Source organism: Rheinheimera baltica DSM 14885 (assembly GCF_000425345.1).
Classification (GTDB): Bacteria; Pseudomonadota; Gammaproteobacteria; order Enterobacterales; family Alteromonadaceae; genus Alishewanella; species Alishewanella baltica.
The window spans coordinates 26,234-47,924 of the sequence record NZ_AUDG01000012.1 but is presented as its reverse complement, the minus strand read 5'-3'; the positions used below and the strand labels follow the sequence as shown (position 1 = coordinate 47,924).

The following is a 21,691-nucleotide window of genomic DNA, read 5'->3' as shown; positions in this document are numbered from 1 at the left end:
AAATTTCCCTGTTAAAACGAAAAAAGCCGTGCAAGGTAGCACGGCTTAGCAAAGTTAAACGCGTTGCTGTTTCTGCGCTTTGTACGCTGCAGCGACAAAGCCCTGAAACAGCGGGTGACCATCACGTGGGGTAGAGTTAAATTCCGGATGAAATTGCCCTGCGACATAAAACGGGTGAGACGGTATTTCTATCATCTCAACCAATTGATTGTCGGCCGACAAACCGGATACTACGAGTCCAGCCTCTTCTAATTGTGGCCGCAAGTTGTTATTCACTTCATAGCGATGACGATGCCGCTCCTGAATAACTGCTTTGCCATAAATTTCGCGGGCTTTAGTATTATCAACAAGGTTACAGTTTTGGCTACCTAAGCGCATCGTCCCGCCAAGGTCTGATTTATCAGTACGGGTTTCGACTGAACCATCAGCATCACGCCATTCGGTAATTAAACCCACTACCGGGTAAGGTGTATCTTTATTAAACTCTGTTGAGTGCGCATGTGTCATACCCACTACGTTGCGGGCAAACTCGATTAATGCGACTTGCATGCCTAAGCAAATGCCTAAATAAGGCACGTTATTCTCACGAGCATACTGGGCCGCTAAAATCTTACCTTCAATACCACGCTCGCCAAAGCCACCGGGCACTAAAATACCATCTACCCCAGCCAACACTCCCACGCCTTTGCTTTCAACGTCTTGTGAGTCAATGTATTTAATGTTTACCGTTACGCGGTTTTTAAGGCCAGCATGACCTAATGCTTCGTTTACTGATTTATAGGCATCAGGTAACTCGACGTATTTTCCTACCATGCCAATGGTAATTTCACCGGTGGGGTTCGACTCTTGGTACAGTACCTGTTCCCATTCAACTAAATCGGCTTCTGGCGCCTCAATATAAAACCGGCGACAGACTAAATCATCCAGCCCCTGAGATTTAAGCAGGGCAGGAATTTGGTATATGCTGGAGACATCTTTTAACGAGATCACCGCTTTTTCTTCAACATTAGTAAACAGTGCAATTTTCGCGCGCTCATTCGATGGAATAGCACGGTCTGACCGGCACACTAAAATATCTGGCTGAATGCCAATAGAGCGCAATTCTTTTACCGAGTGCTGTGTTGGTTTGGTTTTAATTTCACCCGCAGTGCCCAGGTATGGCACTAACGTTAAGTGCATGTACAAGGTACGCTCACGACCAACTTCGGTGCCCAGTTGGCGTATCGCTTCTAAAAATGGCAATGACTCGATATCGCCAACCGTGCCGCCAATTTCAACAATGGCAATATCGTAGCCTTCAGCGCCAGCAACAACACGGGTTTTAATTTCATTAGTAATGTGCGGAATAACCTGAATGGTCGCGCCTAAATAATCACCGCGACGTTCACGGCGCAGCACATCAGCGTATATACGGCCTTGCGTAAAGTTATTCAGCTTGCTCATCTTGGTACGAATAAAACGCTCATAGTGGCCAAGATCAAGATCGGTTTCCGCGCCGTCTTCGGTAACGAATACTTCACCATGCTGAATAGGGCTCATGGTGCCCGGATCAACGTTAATGTAGGGGTCAAGTTTGAGGATGGTTACTTTCAGGCCCCGCGCTTCTAAAATAGCAGCCAGTGAAGCAGCAGCAATGCCTTTACCGAGCGATGAAACCACGCCACCCGTCACAAAGATATATCTTGTAGTCATGAGACCCCTGAGACAATGTTAATCAATAGATGAATACCAAACACTAAAAACAGCAATCACCCAGTGCAGTACACAGGGAAGAAAAGACTGTTGTAGAATTGGTATCAGGACGGGAGAAAATTATAGCAAAGCCTGCGCAGCCACTCAATGTAAAGCTGAGCAGCAATGAAATTTAATCCAAGAAAGCTGTTTTACCGCGTTCTATAACTACCCGATCATCGACTAACAGATATATGTCAGCCAATGTTCAAAGATAGGTAAGAGATTGTTAGCAGCCAGGTTGCTTCAGTTCTTACGCCGTTTAACCTGCTGCCACAGTGCTTCCATTTCATCCAGGTTGCTTTGCTCTGGGCTTTTCCCTTGCGCTGCCAGCGCTTGCTCTACACCACGAAAACGCATTTCAAACTTGGTATTTGCCGCGCGCAGTACGGCTTCTGGATCAAGTTTGTGCTTTCGTAACACGTTAACCAAGGCAAACATCAAATCCCCCAACTCCTCGGTCAGCTCAGGACTGCCTGGTTGGGTTTGTTCTACTTCGATGATTTCTTCTTTTACTTTGTCCCAACAGCCTTCCACATTGGGCCAATCAAAGCCTACGTTGGCGCAGCGCTTTTGTAACTTATACGCCCGACTTAATGCGGGCATAGCCTGGGGGATATTATCCAGCACACTGTGCTGCCCCACATCTTTACGCTCGACACTTTTAAGCGCTTCCCAATTCATTAAAACGGTCTCAGCGTCATCGGCGCTAACATCACCAAACACATGGGGATGACGCCGCTCTAATTTATCGCAAATCGCCGCAGCGCAATCATCAAACTCAAACCGCCCTTCTTCTTTTGCAATTTGCGCATAAAACACCACCTGAAACAGCAAGTCACCCAACTCGTCTTTTAACTCGTCAAAGTTCTCACGTGCAATAGCGTCCGCAACTTCATACGCTTCTTCCAGCGTGTACGGTACTATGCTGGCGTAGCTTTGTTTTAAATCCCACGGACAGCCGGTTTGCGGGTCGCGCAGGCGGCTCATAATGCCTAACAGTCGGGTAATATTATCTGGCACCTTAATCTCTTTTATGCTTAATGATGAAAGCGTTTCGCTTCAGCAACATCATCTATCTGGCTAATTTTACTCAATAATTTATTTAATGAGTCCAGGTTATATAGCTCCAAGGTCATATTAATGACTGCGGTTTGCGCTTTGATATCTGAACTACTGCTCATTTTCGTTACATTGGCCTTTTCATTGGCCAAAATGCTGGTGATGTCTCGCAGTAAGCCGTTTCGGTCATGCGCAACAATACGAATATCTACCTCGTAACCCGACGCATACTTATCACCCCAGGTGGCATCAACCACACGTTCCGGATGGCTATCCTGCAGCGTTTTAAATTGATCACAATCATCGCGATGAATAGCAATACCACGGCCTTGCGTAATATAACCAATAATGGCATCGCCCGGCAGCGGGTGGCAACAACCGGCCATATGCGTTAATAAGTTACCAACGCCCTGTACCACAACATCGCTTTTAGCCCGCGTTGGCGCCAGCGGTTTGGTAATTAAGCGCGGGTCAATTTCTGGCTCTTCGGCTTTAACAAACTGGCTTTGAATAAAATGCACTACCTGAGTCACTTTAATCTCGCCACCACCAATGCCAACTAACAGTTCATCCATGCTGTTGACATTAAATCGTGCCAGCACTTTAGCCGGATATTCCATCAGTAAGTTAAGCCGGCTTAGTTCGGTATCAAGCAACTCTTTGCCTGCTGCCAGGTTTTTATCGCGGTCTTGTAAGCGGAACCAGTACTGTACCTTGGAGCGGGCGCGACTGGATTTTAAATACCCCAGATGGGGGTTTAACCAATCACGGCTGGGATTGGGTTCGCGACCAGTGAGGATTTCAACCTGATCCCCGGTTTTCATTTGGTAAGTAAATGGCACAATTCGGCCTGATACTTTGGCACCAATACAGCGATGCCCTACGTTACTATGTACATAGTAAGCAAAATCCAGCGGCGTTGAGCCCATAGGTAAATCAACAATATCGCCTTTGGGCGTAAACACATACACCCGATCTTCAATTACCTGATTACGCAGCTCTTCAGCCAAATCGGTACTGTCAACCACGTCTTCCTGCCACTGTAGTAACTTACGCAGCCAACCAATTTTTTCATCGTTAGCGCCATCTTTACTGGCTACCGCACCTTCTTTGTAGCGCCAGTGCGCCGCAACGCCGAGCTCTGAGTCTTCATGCATTTGCCGGGTTCTAATTTGGATTTCTACCGCCCTACCTAGTGGCCCAAGCACCACGGTATGAATGGACTGATAACCGTTTTGTTTAGGCGTGGCAATATAGTCATCAAACTCTTTAGGCAAATGTCGCCAACTGGTGTGCACTAAACCCAGGGCGGCATAACAGTCTTGTACCCGGTCGGTAACAATGCGCACGGCACGCAAATCAAACAACTGATCAAACGCCAGTTGTTTCTTCTGCATTTTTTTCCAGATACTAAAAATATGTTTGGGTCGGCCATACACGTCAGCAATCACGTTGGCTTCCGCCATTTTTTGCCGCACCGAGGCGACAAAATCTTGCATGTACTGCTCACGGTCTAAGCGTTTCTCTTCCAGCAGACTGGCAATTTGTTTATACAGTTGCGGATGCAGATAACGAAAGGCTAAATCTTCCAGCTCCCATTTTAGTTGCCCTATGCCTAACCGGTTTGCCAGCGGGGCAAAAATGGCATTGGTTTCTTTGGCAGCCAGTACACGGGTTTCTTCATCTGCATTTTTCACTTCACGCAGATAACAAATTTGGGCGGCGAGTTTTATCACTACAGCGCGCACATCTTCTACCATCGCCAGCAACATGCGCCGCAAATTATCGGCCTGCTGCGGATTAACACTTTGATTAGGCCCGGTAGGAATAGTACGAATAGCTTCCATCTGCTTCACCGCACGCAGCATGCCGATAACATTGGCAGGAAATTCAGGCTCCAATTGCTCTATATTAACCTGCTGAGCTTCCAGCAAAGGAAACAGCAACGCTGCAAGCAATGAGTCACTGTCCATCCGCAGTTCTGCCAGTATTTCGACCATCTCCCAACCGGTTCGTACCGCAGGATCAGGTTCTACTAACTGATGCTGCTTCAACCACTCGGCGGCACTCATCAGACTGCTGATTTTCTTTTCATTCAATCCCAGCGAGCACAACCATTCCAGTGTTTCACCACTGTTGTAATCTGTGCTGTGTGACTGACGCACCCTTACCATGTGCTGTTCCCTCTATATTACGACCGGCTGAACAACGCCATTAATTCCAGATGACTGGTGTGCGTAAACATATCTACGCCACAGACTTTCGCTAACGTATAGCCATTTTGTAGCAACATTTTCGCATCGCGGGCAAATGTCGCGGCGTTGCACGACACGTACAATATCTGTGCCGGTTTTAACCGAACAATTTGTTCGATGGCACCCGCGGCACCTGCGCGCGCCGGATCAAGTAACACCTTGTTATAATCAGGCTTGTTCCAACTGGTTTTTGGCCATGCCAAATGCAAATCAGCTTGATATGCTTCTACATTGCTAAGACCGTTTACCTTAGCATTGGTTTCCAGTTGTTGCACCATTTCAGCAACACCTTCCAAAGCACGCACCGTTTTAGCGCGTTGTGCCAGTGCCAATGTAAAGTTACCTATACCCGCATACAAGTCCAGAATAACATCGTTGCTGTTAACGTCCAGCCAACTAAGCGCTTGGCTTACCATCTGTTGGTTAAGAACAGCATTAACCTGAATAAAGTCATTTGGTGAAAACTGTAGTGTCAACGCCTGCTCGCTTAACTGGTACTGCGGTGTCACCGTGTTATGCCAGTAACAAAATTTTCCAGGTTCGGCTTCACCTAACCAAACCGCTTCTGGCCACGCATCTACAAATAACGTCTGATCGTGCGCACTTATCGGTTTAATATGACGCAAAATAACATAAGCGGTATCGCCTGCCTGCAATACTTCGGCATGGGTTACTGCCATTGGATCCTGTAGCTGTGGCAACACGGCATTTAACACGTTAAACACCGGCGCTAACTGGGGTGACAACACCATACAATGGTTGACGGCAACGATGTGTTTATCCGCGTGTTGACGGAAGCCAACGCTAAATTGGCGCTGTTTTTTGTCGTACCAAATACTTATACGTGCACGCCGCCGGTAACCGCTGTCGTCAGCTATCAACATGGGTTGCCACGGCAAAACCGTTAAGCCCGTTTGATGGCAAATTAACTTATCTATGCCTTGCTGTTTTAGCTCTCGTTGCGACGTCACACCAAGGTGTTGCAACTGACAACCACCACAGGCCCGGGCATACTCGCAGGGCGGCGTAATACGCAATGGCGACGCTTGTAGCACTTTCACCGTTGACGCTTTTATGAAAGCAGCTTTGTCTTCTGTTACCTTTGCCTGTACACGCTCACCCGGTAACGCAGCACTGACAAAGACAATTTTTTTTTCGTGCTGACTTATGCCATGTACTTCGTAATCGTTACTGTCAATACTAAAGGTTATTGTCTTGCCCAACAGGCTGGCTTTAGGTTTGGCTTTGTATATGTTTAACATGGCTTCTCTATCGGGTTATAGGCAAGTGCAGTGTCTTATGTCATTATCAATACACTAGTTATTTTTTAATAGCCTGCAACAATGACTAAAATAGGATTGCGTTCGTGGTTACTGCTTTGCACTGTGCTACCAGCTTTGCTGGTTAGTGTATTCTGTGCCAGCTATTTTAGCTATGTTCGCTATCAGGAGATAACACTTTCTTTTACCCAGCAAGCTCGTCAGATTGCCTTACCATTAGCAATCAGTAGCCAGGATTTACTCAGCAGGCAGAATCTAGTTACCTTGCAACAATTGTTTGATAGCACGCACCGTTTAAATTCACCACTGTTAAGCAACATTAGCCTTTTTGATGCTAATCGTCAGCCGTTACTGCACACTAATCCGCAACAGGCCGATGCTGAGCTGCAGCTTAGTCAGATACAGCAGTTACCGGCTAACGGTTTTACTCTGGAGACAGATAAATATCTGGCTGTTTACCAACCGCTGCCGGCGAAAACGGTCGATGACAACAGTAACAACGGCTATATCTTATTACAGTTACCCAAAGCGCAACTGCAGTTAGCATTACAAAATATGCTGTTACACATTAGCATGCTGACATTAAGCTTTTTGCTCGCAGTAACCATACCGACACTGTTTTTACTCCGGCGGTTATATCAGCCGGTAAGACGACTACAGCAACAACTACAGCAGCTAATTAACGGCCAAACACCAAACGTCGTGGCCGATGGCATGGTCCGTGAGTTATCTGCACTGCAAAATAGCCTGATCCAGCTTAGTGACCGTTTAAGTGCACAAGAGCAAGAAACGCAGCAGCAAATAGAGCAAGTTACCAGCGATTTGCAGCAGAGTATGGAACAGTTGGAAGTACAAAACATTGAGCTAGATTTCTCCCGGCGCAAAGCGCAGGAAGAAAACCGGCAAAAATCAGATTTTCTGGCAAAAATGAGTCACGAACTGCGTACCCCGCTAAACGGGGTTATTGGCTTTACCCGTCAATTGCTCAAAACGCAATTGTCCAGCAATCAGTATGATTACCTAACCACCATCCAAAAGTCCGCTAACAGTTTGCTGCGTTTGGTTAATGATGTGCTTGATTTTTCTAAATTGGAGGAAGGCCGTTTATCAATTAACCCTGAGCCATTTTCACTGCGCGATTTGCTAAATGATGCTACCGAGCTGCTTGCCGCAAATGCCTTTGAAAAACATCTGGAACTGGTGTTAATGGTTGAGCCTTCCTGCCCGGATGATCTGGTCGCCGACCCTACCCGCTTTGTGCAAGTTTTGATGAATATCGCTGGCAATGCAATTAAATTTACAGATCATGGCAGCATTGTTATTCGGGTATCAGCAACTTTACTAAATGAAGACCAACTGTTTCTTCATTGCTCCGTACAAGACACCGGCCGAGGCATTAATGAAGTGCAACAAGCACAACTATTTCAAGGCTTTACACAAAGTGAATCGCGCAGTCATCAATCAGGTTCTGGGCTTGGTCTAATGATTTCACAGCGACTGACAAAGGCCATGGGCGGCAATATTGGTTTTGAAAGTAAAACGGCTGAGGGGTCTACTTTTTGGTTTACTCTTAAATGCCTGAGACACCAATTATCTGTTGCAGACAGCCTGCCGCTGGACGTGTTAGAAAATAAATCGCTATTGTATTTTGAACCCCAGCAACATTCACGCGAAGCGACGCTTAGTGTGTTGCACAGTTGGGGATTGCAGGTAACAGCATGTGCGACGAAAGGCCAGCTACAACAAGCATTGGCTCAGCGTAAGCGATACGATATAAGTCTAATTGGCCGAACCATTGCACTGAATCAAGTTAATCAGGTACTTGCCCTTATTCAGCAAGTAAAACCTCAAAGCGGTCATACCTGTTTGTTAGTCAATACCCTGTCACCGCATTTAAGAGAATCCATCCTTAGCGTGGGAGCCGATGCTTGTTTATCAAAACCGCCTCACTTACGCAAGTTGGCAGCGGCGTTAGCGCAACCGTACCTAAGTGAAAAAACCATCATTGATGAGCAGTCTGACCAAAGCCTAAGTAACTTAAAAGTGCTTACTGTGGATGACAACGATGCCAATTTAAAACTTATCAATACGCTTTTGGCAGAGCAAGTAGAACATATTGATTCAGCTCAAGACGGCGCAGAAGCGTGGCACAAGGCTACGCAGCATGTCTATGATATTATATTTATGGATATCAATATGCCGGTAATGGATGGCATTACCGCGTGTCAGCGCATTCGTCAAAGCTCCTTAAACGAACACACTCCCATCGTTGCGGTCACGGCTCACGCTGTTGATGGTGAACGTGCGCGCTTGCTTACGCTGGGTTTTAATGAGTTTTTAAGCAAGCCGCTGGATGAAAATATGTTGCACTGTACGCTGCGCGAGTTTTGTCCTGTAGGCCGTACTCAGCCCCCTGCACCAAACTGGCCCGTTAGCAAATTAATTGACTGGCCGTTGGCGCTGGAACGCGCTAGTGGCAAGTGCAGCTTAGTAAAAGAAATGCTACAAATGCTCGTAAGCAGTATTCCAGCAAGCCGCGCTGCCATGCAACATGCTCAGGCTACACATAATACTGCTGAATTACTCCAACAAGTACATAAACTGCATGGTGCCTGTTGTTACACCGGCGTACCCCGGTTGAAGCAACTGGCAGAATTGCTTGAGACTCAGCTAAAACAAGATGAAAAACTTGCACAGCTGGAGCCTGAACTGCTTGAACTGGATGATATTATGCAAGCGTTGTGGCAAGAGAGCCAGCAATGGAGCGACTGGTAAAGCTTGTTTATTGTCGCTCCAGAATGACCGTTGCAGCTGCATACGCTTGCTCATCGGTGATCGATAACCAGATATGGCTAACCGCCATGGTCGCAGCAAGTTCAGCCGCATAGTCACTTAAGCTTAACAACGGTGCACCGTCAGCATTATTACTAATATGGATATGCTGAAATGAAACACCGCGGCCAATACCTGTGCCCAGCGCTTTTGCTGCCGCCTCTTTTGCCGCAAAGCGTTTGGCGAAATAGCGTGCCGCATTAGCAGGATGCTTATCAGCCATCGTAGCGAAGATAACTTGCTCACTTTCTGTTAATACTCGCTTCAGTAAAGCTGGGCTGCGCGTTAAGCTTTGCTCAATGCGTGCTATCTCGACAATATCGGTTCCCAACCCCACTATCGCCATGTTATCGACGCGCCTCAACCATCAGTCGCTTCATCTCACGTACAGCCGCGTCTAAACCGCTAAACACGGCGCGTGCTATAATGGCATGCCCAATGTTTAACTCGTACATTTGCGGAATGGCAGCGATAGGCTGCACATTATGATAATGCAAACCGTGGCCAGCATTAACAATAAGCCCCAAACTGGATGCAAACTCTGCCGCCTTGGCTATACGCGCTAACTCAGCTGCCTGCGCCACGGCATCGGTGCATTCTGCGTATTTACCAGTATGAATTTCAATGTAAGGTGCACCCGCTTTCGCCGCAGCCTCGATTTGTGCATGGTCGGCATCGATAAATAACGACACCAGAATATTCTGCTCACGCATCTGAGTTACCGCATCGGTGATGCGGTCTAACTGACCGGCCACCTCTAAACCGCCTTCTGTCGTCAACTCCTGACGTTTCTCGGGCACAAAGCAAGCAAAATGAGGGGCAAGTTTGCCAGCAATCGCAAGCATTTCGTCCGTTACCGCCATTTCAAAATTAAGTCGGGTTGCAATGGTTTGACGCAGTACAAACACATCACGGTCAATAATATGCCGCCTGTCTTCACGCAAATGTACGGTGATCCCATCTGCACCTGCTTGTTCAGCCATCAACGCAGCGTGAACCGGCTCTGGGTAATAAGTACCACGTGCTTGGCGCAACGTGGCAACGTGATCGATGTTTACACCAAGAAAAATAGGATTCAGCATGTCTTACTCCGGACATTGTCGAAAAAAATATTATTGCCCCGCAAATAACGCCCGGCTGGCAAGGGGTTTAGCCCCAAGCAGTGGGGTGAGTATTTGCCGGCTAAGCTGTTTAGCACAGCGACGTGTTTCTGCATCTTGCCACTGACCCGTGCCAATATTTAGCAAGTGATCACCCCGAAAGCCGCTGACAGCAGCAACAAACCCTAACTCGCTGTGCCATTGATAACTGGCGCTGGCTTGCAATGCTTCACCACAATTATCGTACTGCCAGTCAATAGGCAACCCTAGCTCTGCTAACAGCGCAAACTCAAACTCTCGCAGGCAAGGCTCCAACTCCAACCCCTGCTGCTGTACCATCCATAGCTGGTGTAAGCTTTGCTGGTAAACATTAAACAGCTGCTCTGCTGCTAAATTATCCGGCCATAACCGACACACCAGTTCATTGAGATAGATTGCGCTATAAAGTACCTTACCGCTGAACAAAAATGCAGGTTGAGCTTCGTCTATCGTTTTTACCGTTTTTAGCTCACTGCGCCCGATTAACTGCAACATAAACAATTGATAAGGTTGCAAGGCTAATCGTTGCTTACCTTGTTTCTTTCGCACCACTGCCGATAATCTGCCTTGTTCTGGCAGCAACAATTGCAAAATCAGCTTATCTTCGCCAAACGGGCGGCTATGTAAGATGTAAGCAGGCCAAAGTTCAGCGTGCATGCAATGCTAGTCTTCGCCGTAGCCCAAGCTGCGAAGTGCCCTTTCATCGTCTGCCCAGCCCGACTTCACCTTAACCCATACTTGAAGGAACACCGGTTGTTCCAGCATGGCGGCCATATCAATACGTGCTTCAGTGGCAATGGTTTTAATACGCTCACCTTTATTACCAATAACCATACGTTTTTGGCTTTCACGCTCAACTAATACCAGAGCGGCGATATGGTAGTGTTTCTCTTCCCACTTAAAACGTTCAATCTCTACGGTCACCGAATACGGTAGTTCGTCGCCTAAAAAGCGCATTAACTTTTCCCGTACGATTTCTGCAGCCATAAAGCGCATTGACCGGTCTGTTACATAGTCATCCGGAAAGAAAAACTCGCATGGCGGCAAGTGTTTTTGCACTACCGCCCGCAGGGCATTGATATTGTCGCCTGTTTCAGCAGACAACGGCACTACATCGACAAAACTTAGCTGACTACCCAACCATTGCAAATGCGGTAGCAGGGTGTCTTTATCGCGATAAAGATCAACTTTGTTTACCACCAACACCACCGGTTTTTTCGACGCGATTAGTCGGTTTAGCACCATTTGGTCATCATCAGTCCAGCGCGTACCCTCAACCACAAACAGCACAAATTCAACATCCAAAATAGAGCTGGCAGCGGCTTTATTCATTAAGCGGTTAATGGCGCGTTTTTCTTCAATGTGTAAGCCCGGCGTATCAACATAAACGGTTTGATAATTTTCCCGAGTATCTATACCAACAATACGGTGACGCGTGGTTTGCGGTTTTTTTGACGTAATACTCACCTTCTGCCCAACCAACTGGTTTAGCAGTGTCGACTTACCCACGTTAGGCCGGCCAACTATAGCCACTAGCGCAGCATAAGTTGGAGTTGCAGTGCTATCTGTCATGCTTAATTTTTTCCAGCGCCATATGAGCGGCGTCCTGCTCTGCCTTGCGGCGTGAACTGCCGGTAGCGATAAAAGGATCCATACCTGCAACCGAGCAGCGTACAGTAAAGGTTTGCTGATGCGCCTCACCAACAGTGGCAATAACATCATACAACGGCAATGCTAAGCGTAGCCCTTGCAGGTATTCCTGCAACAGGGTTTTCGAGTCTTTCTGCTCACCGGGAGTAATGGTTTCCAGCCTGGAACCGAACCAAAACAGGATGCGCTCTTTACAAGCTTCCATTCCGGTATCAAGGTAAATAGCGCCTAAAATGGCTTCAACGGCATCAGCTAAAATAGACTCACGACGAAAGCCACCACTTTTAAGTTCGCCTGGGCCTAAACGTAAATATTCAGATAGTCGCAGCTCTTGAGCTATTTCCGCTAACGTGACCCCTTTTACCAAGGTTGCACGCATACGGGTTAAATCACCCTCGCGGGCTTTAGGGAAATTAGCGTAAAGGGTTTCAGCAATCACCAGGCTTAATACCGCATCACCAAGATACTCCAGTCGCTCATTATGCTGACCTTTGCAACTGCGGTGTGTCAGGGCCTGCTCCAGTAATGCAGGTTGTTGAAACTGATAGCCCAGCCGGGCTATCAGGGGATTTAACGATTTTTGCATGTTTGTCTCTTAACGGCGTGGTACCAAACCTCAGCCAATAGGGCCAAGACGCTCAAAACGCACACCTGTTGGTACCCAACCCGGTATCCAGCTATTCGGGTCAGTATTAAATTCAAAACTCATCCAAATAAACACTGCTTTGCCAACCATGTTATCTTCTGGCACAAAACCCCAGAACCGGCCATCCCGGCTATTGTCCCGGTTGTCACCCAATACAAAATAATGGCCATCGGGCACAATAAATTCATCAATGGCTGTGCCGCGCTGTTTAAAGAAAAACTCGGTATGCTCTCGCCGTGCCGGGGTTTGCAATATATCGTGTGACACGTCGCCAAGCTGCTCGGTATAACGGCGTTGTGGGTACTGCTCTTGATAAAACTCGCCTTCGTTTTGTAATGCCAACTCAACCATTTCCAGCTTTTTGCACGCTGCGCTTAGTTCTGAAGCACAGGCCTTTTCAATAAACAATTGTTTATTACGGTAGATCACCCTGTCGCCAGGTAAGCCGATAACACGTTTAATATAATCTACCGTCGGCTGCTCAGGGTACTTAAATACAGCAACGTCACCGCGCTGTGGTTTGGCATTGCTGTAAAGCGTACTGCGCCAGACCGGATCTTTTACATCGTAGGAGAATTTTTCCACCAAAATAAAATCACCGACTAACAGCGTTGGCATCATAGAACCAGATGGAATTTGAAATGGCTCATAAATAAAAGAGCGGAATATGGTAATCAGCGCAATGACCGGGAAAATCGACTTTGCCGTTTCAACAATCTGCGGCTCTTTTACCAGTTCTGTACCGGCAGCTTCTGGCAAACTACCACCAGCAGCCGCTTGCGCTGTGGCAAGTTTTTGCTGGCGTTTTGGCGCCAGCACGAATGCATCAAGTAACCAGATAAGTCCGCTGGCGAGCGTTAGCAACACCAGAAAAATTGCAAAGTAACCTGCCATGTAAAACCCTTAATTATTTACCAACTTTTAAAATGGCTAAGAAGGCTTCTTGTGGAACTTCCACATTACCCACCTGCTTCATACGTTTTTTACCGTCTTTTTGCTTTTGTAATAATTTTTTCTTCCGACTGATGTCGCCACCGTAACATTTAGCCAATACGTTTTTACGCATTTGCTTAACGGTGGTACGTGCAATTACGTGATTACCAATCGCCGCCTGTATGGCGATATCAAACATCTGCCGTGGGATCAGCTCTTTTAATTTTTCAGCTAATTCACGGCCACGACTTTGGGCAAAATCGACATGGCTGATAATGGCCAGCGCATCAACCCGCTCACCGTTGATCAAAATATCTACCCGCTGCATATTTGACGTTTGGAAGCGTTTAAACGCGTAATCTAACGATGCATATCCACGACTGGTTGATTTTAACCGGTCAAAGAAATCCATCACCACTTCAGCCATTGGCAGCTCATACGTTACGGCAACCTGGCGGCCGTGATACAACATATTGGTTTGCACGCCACGTTTTTCGATACATAGCGTAATAACATTGCCTAAATATTCTTGCGGCACCAGTATATGGGCTTCAACGATAGGCTCACGAATTTCGTCAATGTCGTTTACCGCGGGCAAACTACTGGGGTTATCTACCAGTAAAACTGTACCGTCTTTCTTGACCACTTCATAAACTACCGTAGGAGCGGTTGTAATCAGGTCCAGATCGTATTCACGCTCCAAACGTTCCTGAATGATTTCCATATGCAGCATGCCAAGGAAACCAATACGGAAACCAAAACCCAGTGATGCAGAGTTTTCTGGTTCATAAAACAGCGATGAATCGTTCAGGCTTAACTTAGCCAATGCATCACGGAAGTCTTCATAATCGTCTGACGATACAGGAAACACACCAGCATAAACCTGAGGTTTTATGCGTTTAAACCCTGGCAGTGGCTTCTCGGCACTGTTCTTTGACAATGTGAGCGTATCACCAACGGGTGCACCTTTAATTTCTTTAATACCGGCAATAATAAAACCGACTTCACCGGTATTCAGCGCACCAGTATTGGTGGCTTTAGGGCTAAAAATACCTACCTTATCAACTTCGTACACTTGACCGGTTGACATGATTTTAATCTTATCTTTAGCTTTAATACTGCCGTGTTTAATTCTTACCAGCGACACAACGCCCTGATAGGCATCAAACCAGGAGTCAATGATCAGTGCTTGCGTTGGCTGCTCTGGCTCGCCTTCCGGTGGCGGGATTTTTTTAACGATTGTTTCGAGAACATCTTTAATACCAAGGCCGGTTTTTGCTGAACATTGCACCGCACCCATCGCTTCAATACCGATAATATCTTCAACTTCCTGCGCCACCCGCTCCGGTTCAGCTTGTGGTAAGTCAATTTTATTCAGTACCGGAATAACTTCTAAATTCATGTCCAGCGCAGTATAACAATTGGCTACGGTCTGCGCTTCAACACCTTGTCCGGCATCAACAACCAACAATGCGCCTTCACAAGCAGCCAACGAGCGGCTTACTTCATAGGTAAAGTCGACATGGCCCGGTGTATCGATAAAATTCAGTTGGTAGGTTTCACCATCGTCTGCTTTATAGTACAGCGTAACGCTTTGTGCCTTAATGGTAATACCGCGCTCTCGCTCCAGATCCATTGAATCCAACACTTGCTGTTGCATTTCGCGATCAGATAATCCGCCACAGAACTGTATTAACCGATCTGACAATGTCGATTTACCGTGGTCGATATGGGCGATAATAGAAAAGTTTCTGATGTGATTTAGTTTAGGCATGTTGTCCGCAAAACAGTGAGCGTTGCACCTGGTTGCAAAGATGGCCAAGCCATAAAGCACCGTCAGCGTCAACGCGGGTTATTCCGATAAATTAGCGCGAATTGTACTCTATCCCGCGTCTGCTTGCTATGTGTTATTAACTGCAGCGTGTCATTGCGTGGTGCTGATGGTTTTAGCGTATCTGCTGTTGAATACCCAGCGAAGGCAGGACGTCAATAATATGGATGTGTGTATGTTTTTCCTGATACTGTCCATAGCGACGTGCAATGATAAAGCCTGCAAATCCGCCACTGAATCCAAACAGCATCACACCGCCTTCATTTAAGCCCAGAGAATTAGCAAGCAACGCCAATGTCAACAATAGCAGTAGTGGCAGCATATAAACCATGAGAGCAGCCATTAGCAGGCTTTGCTCAGCCAAGCCAATTTTAACCTGCTCACCAGGCAACAATTTAAGTGTGCATGGCACGAAAAAGTGGTGTTTACGTGCCGTCAGCGTCTTTGCCACTATGCCAGTACCGCAATCATCATTAACCTGGCAGGTATTGCAAGTGGCAACGGGTGTTGTGGTAAGCCAAACCCCTTCATCGCTGCAAGAGACGACGGTTGCAATTTCCTCAACCATTACTGTACCGATGCCGCTAACTGGCGGGCAGTATCAATGCTAACAGGACCGATAACGGTAACCTCCATTTTGTTACCAGCCTGAACAAAGATGGTTGTTGCGCCATCACGATACGCCTGAGTGGGCAACCGCTGCGAATTCTGCACAAACACTGACACCTGATGCAAACCATCGGTTAATAACCAATAGCTCAGTAAACTGTTTTCCAATTGTGGAATAGTGGCAGGCTCAGTCACTTGCTGATACCCATCTGGCAACCACGTAAGTTGATGGCTGGTTTGAGGTAAAGCCTTATCAATACTGTCGGCAGGGGCAGGCAGATCCGCATCCATCAAGGCGCGCAAATTTTCCGGCAACTCAGGACTAATTTGCATATGCGTCACTAACCAGCGTTCCAACGGAGTTTGCTGTTCAGATAAGGTATCGATACGCAGAGGAAAGCCGGTTTCAGCATCCAGCCAAAGCCAATAATTATATCTGCTACTCTGCTTTGCAGTTAAGCGCAATAACTGTGCATTACGCCCAGACATCACCGCACTACTTCCTGCAATCGCATTGTAAAGCTCACTCACCTTGCTTTTCGGTTCAAACAGCAGTGATGGTAGTTCAGGAATACTGCTACTGCGGGTAACAAATGCTGGCCGGTCTGTAAGCAAATAATAAACCACACTATCACGACGCAATATATCAACGCCGCTGGTATCCAGAGGAATAAGGTGTTCTATTTCTTGCGTATCTGTGCGGCCATGTAACCATCGATAGGTGTCAACCTTAGTGCCTTTAAGCACGACAAAGGAGGTATCGAAATTATATTGTTGAACGGCGTGCTGCACTTTGTCGAACAATGCCCAGGCTTCTTGTTCAGCATGGGCAAATCCCGACAATACGACTAACACTATGGCACTACATACGCCAGAGAATCGCATCATTATTGCTCGTTCTGTCCAGTTCCAGTATCTGGTGTGTTATGGCTAGCCTGTTGGGCCTGCTCCATAACCCTAACCTGCTGGCGATGAGCATTTAACAACGCCTGCAAGCGTTTTTGCTGCTCTAGCATAGCCTGCTGTTCTTGCTCGGCAAAACGATCAGACACGGTGGTTTGGCTTAAGCTGACCGGCGTTGCAAATCCAGCAATAGGCTGCGTTTGCAATAACGGCTGCGGGCTTAAAGCTGCTTCAGGTGACTGTTGATATTGCTGCACACCAAACACCGCCATTAAAGCAACACCTGCGGCAATCGCTCCTTGTGCTACTGGCTGTAACCAAGTGCCATTAGCCGCTACGGCTACCGCAGATTTGATACGCTGTAACATGCTGCGATTCGACTGCAAATTATATACAGGCTCATCCGCTAATTGCAGCATAACATCATCGCTAAAATTAGCTTGCAGCGGGCTGTGCGTCTCACGGCGCAAAGTAGCGCCAATCAGATTGTAACGCGCAAGCGTGTTTTGCAGTTCGGCGTCGCTTAGCAAGCGGTCAAGCTGTGCTTTGGTCAGTGCGTTGTTATCACTGGCAGCAGAGAGCCAATCCTGATGTTCTGATGACATAATGTTTCCTGTCTTAGTTACTGATTTTGCCCTGATGGCTAGCTTATCAACGGTTTAAGCTGTATATCAATGGCTTCTCTCGCCCGAAAAATACGGCTTCTGACGGTGCCGATAGGGCACCCCATAACATCCGCAATTTCTTCATAACTTAACCCTTCCAGCTCACGTAATGTAATTGCAGTACGCAGCTCGTCCGGCAGTTTTTCAATGGTGCTAAACACCACATGTCGGATCTCATCAGACAACAATAGCTGCTCTGGTGAGTCCTGTTCTTTTAACGCATCACTGCCCTCAAAATATTCAGCATCTTCAGCGTCAACATCTGTTGCCGGAGGCTTACGCCCATTGGCAACCAGATAATTTTTAGCACTGTTAACCGCAATACGATACAGCCAGGTATAAAACGCACTTTCACCGCGAAAGCCTGGAATAGCCCGATACGCTTTAATAAAAGCTTCCTGGGCTACATCTGCTACGTCTCCGTGGTTAGAGACATAACGCGAAATTAAGTTCGCAATACGATGCTGATATTTTTTCACTAGTACATTAAACGCGGCTTTATCGCCTTGCTGTACACGCTGGACAATCTGCCAGTCCAATTCTTGCTCGCTCATGTTCGAGCTAATCCCCTGTAATACTAATTATTAAGCTAACTGGCGCTGGTCTAGCATGAAGATAAGACCGTATACCGCAGAAATAGTTCTGTTAAATATGGCAAAAAAGCTACAATAGGCTCAATTTCACTGATGACAAGTGTATCGCATGACGCAAGCAAAAGAATATCTCTGTGACGTTTTAATTATTGGTAGTGGCGCCGCAGGCTTGTCACTCGCGCTGCAACTGGCTGATAACGCCAATGTACTGGTGTTAAGTAAAGGCCCATTACGCGAAGGATCTACGCTGTACGCGCAAGGTGGCATTGCTGCAGTATTTGATGAAAACGACAGTATTGCGTCACACGTAAACGACACCCTTGTCGCCGGCGCTGGCTTGTGTAATGAAGCAGCAGTACAATTTACCGCAGGCAATGCCAAAAGTGCGATGGAATGGCTTATAGCCCAAGGCGTTCCGTTTGATCAATATCAAGGTGAAGATGGCAGCCTGAAGTACCACCTAACGCGGGAAGGCGGCCATAGTCATCGCCGCATTTTACATGCAGCCGATGCTACCGGTCAGGCCGTACAAATTACCTTAGTTGATAAAGTAAAAGCGCATCCGAATATTCACCTGCTGGAAAACTACAACGCAATAGATTTAATTAATGGCCGCAAAATTAACCAGGATCCTAAACGCTGTTACGGTGCTTACGTTTGGAATAAAACGGCCGCCAAAGTTGAGCTGGTAAAAGCCCGATTTATTGCATTAGCTACCGGCGGTGCCAGTAAAGTGTATTTGTACACCAGCAACCCAGACGTCGCCAGTGGCGACGGTATTGCCATGGCGTGGCGTGCTGGTTGCCAGGTAGCGAATATGGAGTTTAACCAGTTTCACCCAACCAGCTTGTATCACCCGGACGCGCCTAACTTTTTAATTACAGAAGCAATGCGAGGAGAAGGCGCTTACTTAAAGCGGCCGGATGGCAGCCGCTTTATGCCAGATTTCGATGAACGCGCTGAGCTGGCACCACGTGATATTGTTGCGCGGGCAATTGATTTTGAAATGAAACGACTGGGCACGCATTGCGTGTATTTAGATATTAGCCATAAGCCGAAAAATTTTATTATTGAGCATTTCCCTACTATTTACGCTAAATGCTTAAGTGTGGGTATTGATATAACACGGCAACCTATTCCCGTTGTACCTGCCGCCCATTACACCTGTGGGGGCGTTATGACTAATCTTAATGGCCAAACCGACATTACTAATCTGTATGCTATCGGTGAAGTTGCGTACACCGGACTTCACGGTGCCAATCGTATGGCGAGTAATTCATTGCTCGAATGTGTAGTATTTGCTCAAGCGGCTGCCAAGCATATTTTGGCGCAGTTAGATGTTACCAGCACATTGCCATTATTACCGCAGTGGGACGACAGCAGGGTAAGCGACTCAGATGAAGAAGTGGTTATTACACACAATTGGCATGAACTGCGCTTATTTATGTGGGACTACGTTGGCATCGTACGTACCAATAAACGACTAGAGCGTGCACTGCATAGGGTAGAGCTATTACAACGTGAAATACATGAGTACTACAGCCACTTTCGCATAAGTCACAACTTGTTAGAACTACGTAACCTGGTGCAGGTAGCCGAACTCATTATTCGTTGTGCAATGCAACGCCAAGAAAGCCGTGGACTGCACTATAATCTTGACTACCCAGATTTACTGACAAATAGCGAGCCGACGATACTAACGCCGTTGACAAACTAATCTCCAAAATACGTTAAACCTGATACACCAATATTGGGGCAAGCCATCGCATCAGACGTTGGCCTGCCTCGGTTGCCAATGAGTTTGATTCACCAAGCGAGCTAAAGCCCTATATTCCGTATCTGTGCACTGATCGGCAAATATCCAGCGTTGATGCACCACATCACCGTCATCACACCGCCAGCACAGCTTTAGAACATATTGGCTAACAAGCCCCCCGGCGATTAACTGTCCTGAGGGCAGGTTTGAATTAGCGCTTTGTAATCGTCCTTGTGCCGTAAGGGTAAATATTGTGCTCTGCTCAAGCTGGATAAACTGGCTATAGCATTGCCAGTAATACCCAAATGACAACATTAGCAGGGCATAGCGCCACCCCCCTTCAAGCGGATGGGTTGCTAACACCAAAACAGGCAACAACGCCAGCAGCAGTAACCCAAGACGGGCATAGCGTGATGGCGTTAGTACAACGTTAAACGCGGACACGATCCAGAATCAACTTGATTAAAGCTTGTATTGCCGGATCGGGTGACGTTGCATGGCCCATAAACCAGGAAAATAAGTCTGGATCATCGCAAGCGAGTAATCGTTCAAAATCTCTTTTTTGATCTAACGTTAACGCGTCATATCCAGCTTCAACAAAGGGGGCTAATAACACATCAAGTTCCAACATACCGCGCCGGCAGGCCCAACGTAGTCGAGGCTTAATCATTAACTCTGGCATAAATTTCCTTGATAAAAGTTGTCTGATCGAGTGGATCAACAATGATTGTAGTCAATTCTAACAAAATTCATTAAACGGGGTTGAGCTTTTCCTGCTTTCCCCCAATCATAGCCTTATATGTTGTCCGGCTGAAATTGAGTACCCAATTTATATGCATACTTCCTGGCTAACCGCAGATCAATACGCTTCTTTATCCACTCAGGTTCAGGGCGCTTTTATTGCCCCACTCCCCGCCTTTGAGAGTTTACTCGTTGGCGGCATTGATAATCGTAAATATTTACAAGGTCAAATCACCTGTGATGTGGATCAGTTAACCGATAGCAATTTTTTACATGGTGCGCACTGCGATGCCAAAGGTAAAATGTGGTCACAATTTTATCTTGCTACCTATGGCGATCAGCTAATTACAGTAGCGTTTCGCGACGAACTGACCGCATCGACCGCACAATGGAAAAAGTTTGGTGTATTTTCCAAAGTGAGTTTTGACGCCGGTCAGTCACAATTCGCCTGTTTTGGTTTAGGTGGTGATAATGTGGCCAGTTTGATACAACAATTTGGCTTCGACGTGCCTAAACGTGGTGGCCTAAGTCGCAATAACGGTGCGTTGCTTCTGGCATTAACCGACGACCACTTTTTACTATTAATGCCATTGGATGATGCCCGCACGCTGATGCAACAACCATTACCCTTCGCCGCACCTACAGTTTGGCTGGTACAGCATATTAAGCACGGCTTTAGCTATCTTGAGCAGGGTTTAATTGGCGAGTTTGTGCCGCAAATGCTTAACTTACAAGCACTCGATGCTATTAGCTTTAGTAAGGGCTGCTATATTGGGCAGGAAACGGTTGCCAGGCTTAAATACCGTGGTGGCAATAAAAGAGCCGCGTTTATATTACAAGCCGACAGTGCAGAGCTACCTGCAGCAGGCACCGACATCGACATACAATTAGGCGAAAACTGGCGCCGGAGCGGCCAGGTTGTTAATGCGGCAAATATTCATAATCAATTATGGATAATTGCGGTTTTGCCCAACGACATAACACCGGCAGACTCATTACGGCTAAGCAGTGACAGTGCCCCGGCACTGCACATTACGCCGTTACCTTACTCGTTAAATTAAAGAG

20 protein-coding genes are annotated in these 21,691 nt (G+C 46.9%); 3 read left to right on the top strand and 17 right to left on the bottom strand.

The window, feature by feature from the left end; genetic code table 11:
* Window positions 1–54: 54 nt before the first annotated feature.
* The 4 genes from H595_RS0106445 to rlmD form a co-directional block, all read right to left on the bottom strand.
* Window positions 55–1,692, bottom strand: coding sequence for a CTP synthase (locus H595_RS0106445; protein ID WP_027670474.1), 1,638 nt, complete (start codon window positions 1,690–1,692; stop codon window positions 55–57).
* 285 nt (window positions 1,693–1,977) lie between these two features.
* Entirely contained in the window at window positions 1,978–2,754 is a 777-nt protein-coding gene (gene mazG, locus H595_RS0106440) for a nucleoside triphosphate pyrophosphohydrolase (RefSeq protein WP_027670473.1), read from the bottom strand.
* A 17-nt stretch (window positions 2,755–2,771) separates the two neighbouring features.
* Window positions 2,772–4,967: a GTP diphosphokinase gene (relA, locus tag H595_RS0106435; protein WP_027670472.1), complete on the bottom strand. Its 2,196-nt coding sequence runs from the start codon at window positions 4,965–4,967 to the stop codon at window positions 2,772–2,774.
* A 17-nt stretch (window positions 4,968–4,984) separates the two neighbouring features.
* The gene (gene rlmD / locus H595_RS0106430) at window positions 4,985–6,310 is read right to left on the bottom strand and encodes a 23S rRNA (uracil(1939)-C(5))-methyltransferase RlmD (RefSeq protein ID WP_027670471.1); all 1,326 of its coding nucleotides are present in this window, start codon (window positions 6,308–6,310) and stop codon (window positions 4,985–4,987) included.
* An 81-nt stretch (window positions 6,311–6,391) separates the two neighbouring features.
* Here rlmD and H595_RS0106425 point away from each other — a divergent pair, with 81 nt between their 5' ends.
* The gene (locus H595_RS0106425; protein WP_027670470.1) at window positions 6,392–9,103 is read left to right on the top strand and encodes a response regulator; all 2,712 of its coding nucleotides are present in this window, start codon (window positions 6,392–6,394) and stop codon (window positions 9,101–9,103) included.
* Between the two features lie 7 nt (window positions 9,104–9,110).
* Here H595_RS0106425 and acpS read toward each other — a convergent pair whose 3' ends face one another.
* From acpS to rpoE, 11 genes are all read right to left on the bottom strand, one after another.
* Entirely contained in the window at window positions 9,111–9,506 is a 396-nt protein-coding gene (gene acpS / locus H595_RS0106420) for a holo-ACP synthase (protein WP_027670469.1), read from the bottom strand.
* Window position 9,507: 1 nt separating this feature from the next.
* Window positions 9,508–10,242 (bottom strand): pyridoxine 5'-phosphate synthase, encoded by a 735-nt coding sequence (gene pdxJ, locus H595_RS0106415; RefSeq protein WP_037053851.1) that lies wholly within the window; start codon window positions 10,240–10,242, stop codon window positions 9,508–9,510.
* Window positions 10,243–10,272: 30 nt separating this feature from the next.
* On the bottom strand, window positions 10,273–10,956 hold the full coding sequence (gene recO, locus H595_RS0106410) for a DNA repair protein RecO (protein WP_027670467.1): 684 nt from the start codon (window positions 10,954–10,956) through the stop codon (window positions 10,273–10,275).
* Window positions 10,957–10,962: 6 nt separating this feature from the next.
* Window positions 10,963–11,871: a GTPase Era gene (gene era / locus H595_RS0106405; RefSeq protein WP_027670466.1), complete on the bottom strand. Its 909-nt coding sequence runs from the start codon at window positions 11,869–11,871 to the stop codon at window positions 10,963–10,965.
* On the bottom strand, window positions 11,861–12,535 hold the full coding sequence (gene rnc, locus H595_RS0106400; RefSeq protein WP_027670465.1) for a ribonuclease III: 675 nt from the start codon (window positions 12,533–12,535) through the stop codon (window positions 11,861–11,863). The genes era and rnc overlap by 11 nt, the downstream gene beginning before the upstream one ends.
* 30 nt (window positions 12,536–12,565) lie before the next feature.
* On the bottom strand, window positions 12,566–13,489 hold the full coding sequence (gene lepB / locus H595_RS0106395; RefSeq protein ID WP_027670464.1) for a signal peptidase I: 924 nt from the start codon (window positions 13,487–13,489) through the stop codon (window positions 12,566–12,568).
* Between the two features lie 13 nt (window positions 13,490–13,502).
* On the bottom strand, window positions 13,503–15,302 hold the full coding sequence (lepA, locus tag H595_RS0106390) for a translation elongation factor 4 (RefSeq protein WP_027670463.1): 1,800 nt from the start codon (window positions 15,300–15,302) through the stop codon (window positions 13,503–13,505).
* A 172-nt stretch (window positions 15,303–15,474) separates the two neighbouring features.
* Window positions 15,475–15,927, bottom strand: a complete 453-nt coding sequence (locus tag H595_RS0106385) for a SoxR reducing system RseC family protein (protein WP_027670462.1) — start codon at window positions 15,925–15,927, stop codon at window positions 15,475–15,477.
* The gene (locus H595_RS0106380) at window positions 15,927–16,856 is read right to left on the bottom strand and encodes a MucB/RseB C-terminal domain-containing protein (protein WP_240474836.1); all 930 of its coding nucleotides are present in this window, start codon (window positions 16,854–16,856) and stop codon (window positions 15,927–15,929) included. The genes H595_RS0106385 and H595_RS0106380 overlap by 1 nt, the downstream gene beginning before the upstream one ends.
* Window positions 16,856–17,476 carry a sigma-E factor negative regulatory protein gene (locus H595_RS21730; RefSeq protein WP_051219757.1) on the bottom strand — a complete coding sequence of 207 codons (621 nt, stop codon included), beginning with the start codon at window positions 17,474–17,476 and terminating at the stop codon, window positions 16,856–16,858. The genes H595_RS0106380 and H595_RS21730 overlap by 1 nt, the downstream gene beginning before the upstream one ends.
* Window positions 17,477–17,514: 38 nt before the next feature.
* Window positions 17,515–18,090, bottom strand: a complete 576-nt coding sequence (gene rpoE, locus H595_RS0106370) for an RNA polymerase sigma factor RpoE (RefSeq protein WP_027670460.1) — start codon at window positions 18,088–18,090, stop codon at window positions 17,515–17,517.
* 148 nt (window positions 18,091–18,238) lie between these two features.
* Here rpoE and nadB point away from each other — a divergent pair, with 148 nt between their 5' ends.
* Complete coding sequence (gene nadB, locus H595_RS0106365; protein WP_027670459.1) at window positions 18,239–19,846, top strand: L-aspartate oxidase; 1,608 nt, start codon at window positions 18,239–18,241, stop codon at window positions 19,844–19,846.
* Window positions 19,847–19,897: 51 nt separating this feature from the next.
* Here nadB and H595_RS0106360 read toward each other — a convergent pair whose 3' ends face one another.
* Both H595_RS0106360 and H595_RS0106355 read right to left on the bottom strand, forming a co-directional pair.
* A complete protein-coding gene (locus H595_RS0106360; protein WP_027670458.1) occupies window positions 19,898–20,329 on the bottom strand; it encodes a protein YgfX in 432 nt (143 codons plus the stop codon).
* Complete coding sequence (locus H595_RS0106355; RefSeq protein ID WP_027670457.1) at window positions 20,316–20,567, bottom strand: FAD assembly factor SdhE; 252 nt, start codon at window positions 20,565–20,567, stop codon at window positions 20,316–20,318. The genes H595_RS0106360 and H595_RS0106355 overlap by 14 nt, the downstream gene beginning before the upstream one ends.
* Window positions 20,568–20,718: 151 nt before the next feature.
* On the opposite strand from H595_RS0106355, the gene ygfZ reads away from it, so the two are divergent.
* Window positions 20,719–21,687 carry a tRNA-modifying protein YgfZ gene (ygfZ, locus tag H595_RS0106350; RefSeq protein WP_027670456.1) on the top strand — a complete coding sequence of 323 codons (969 nt, stop codon included), beginning with the start codon at window positions 20,719–20,721 and terminating at the stop codon, window positions 21,685–21,687.
* Window positions 21,688–21,691: the final 4 nt, after the last annotated feature.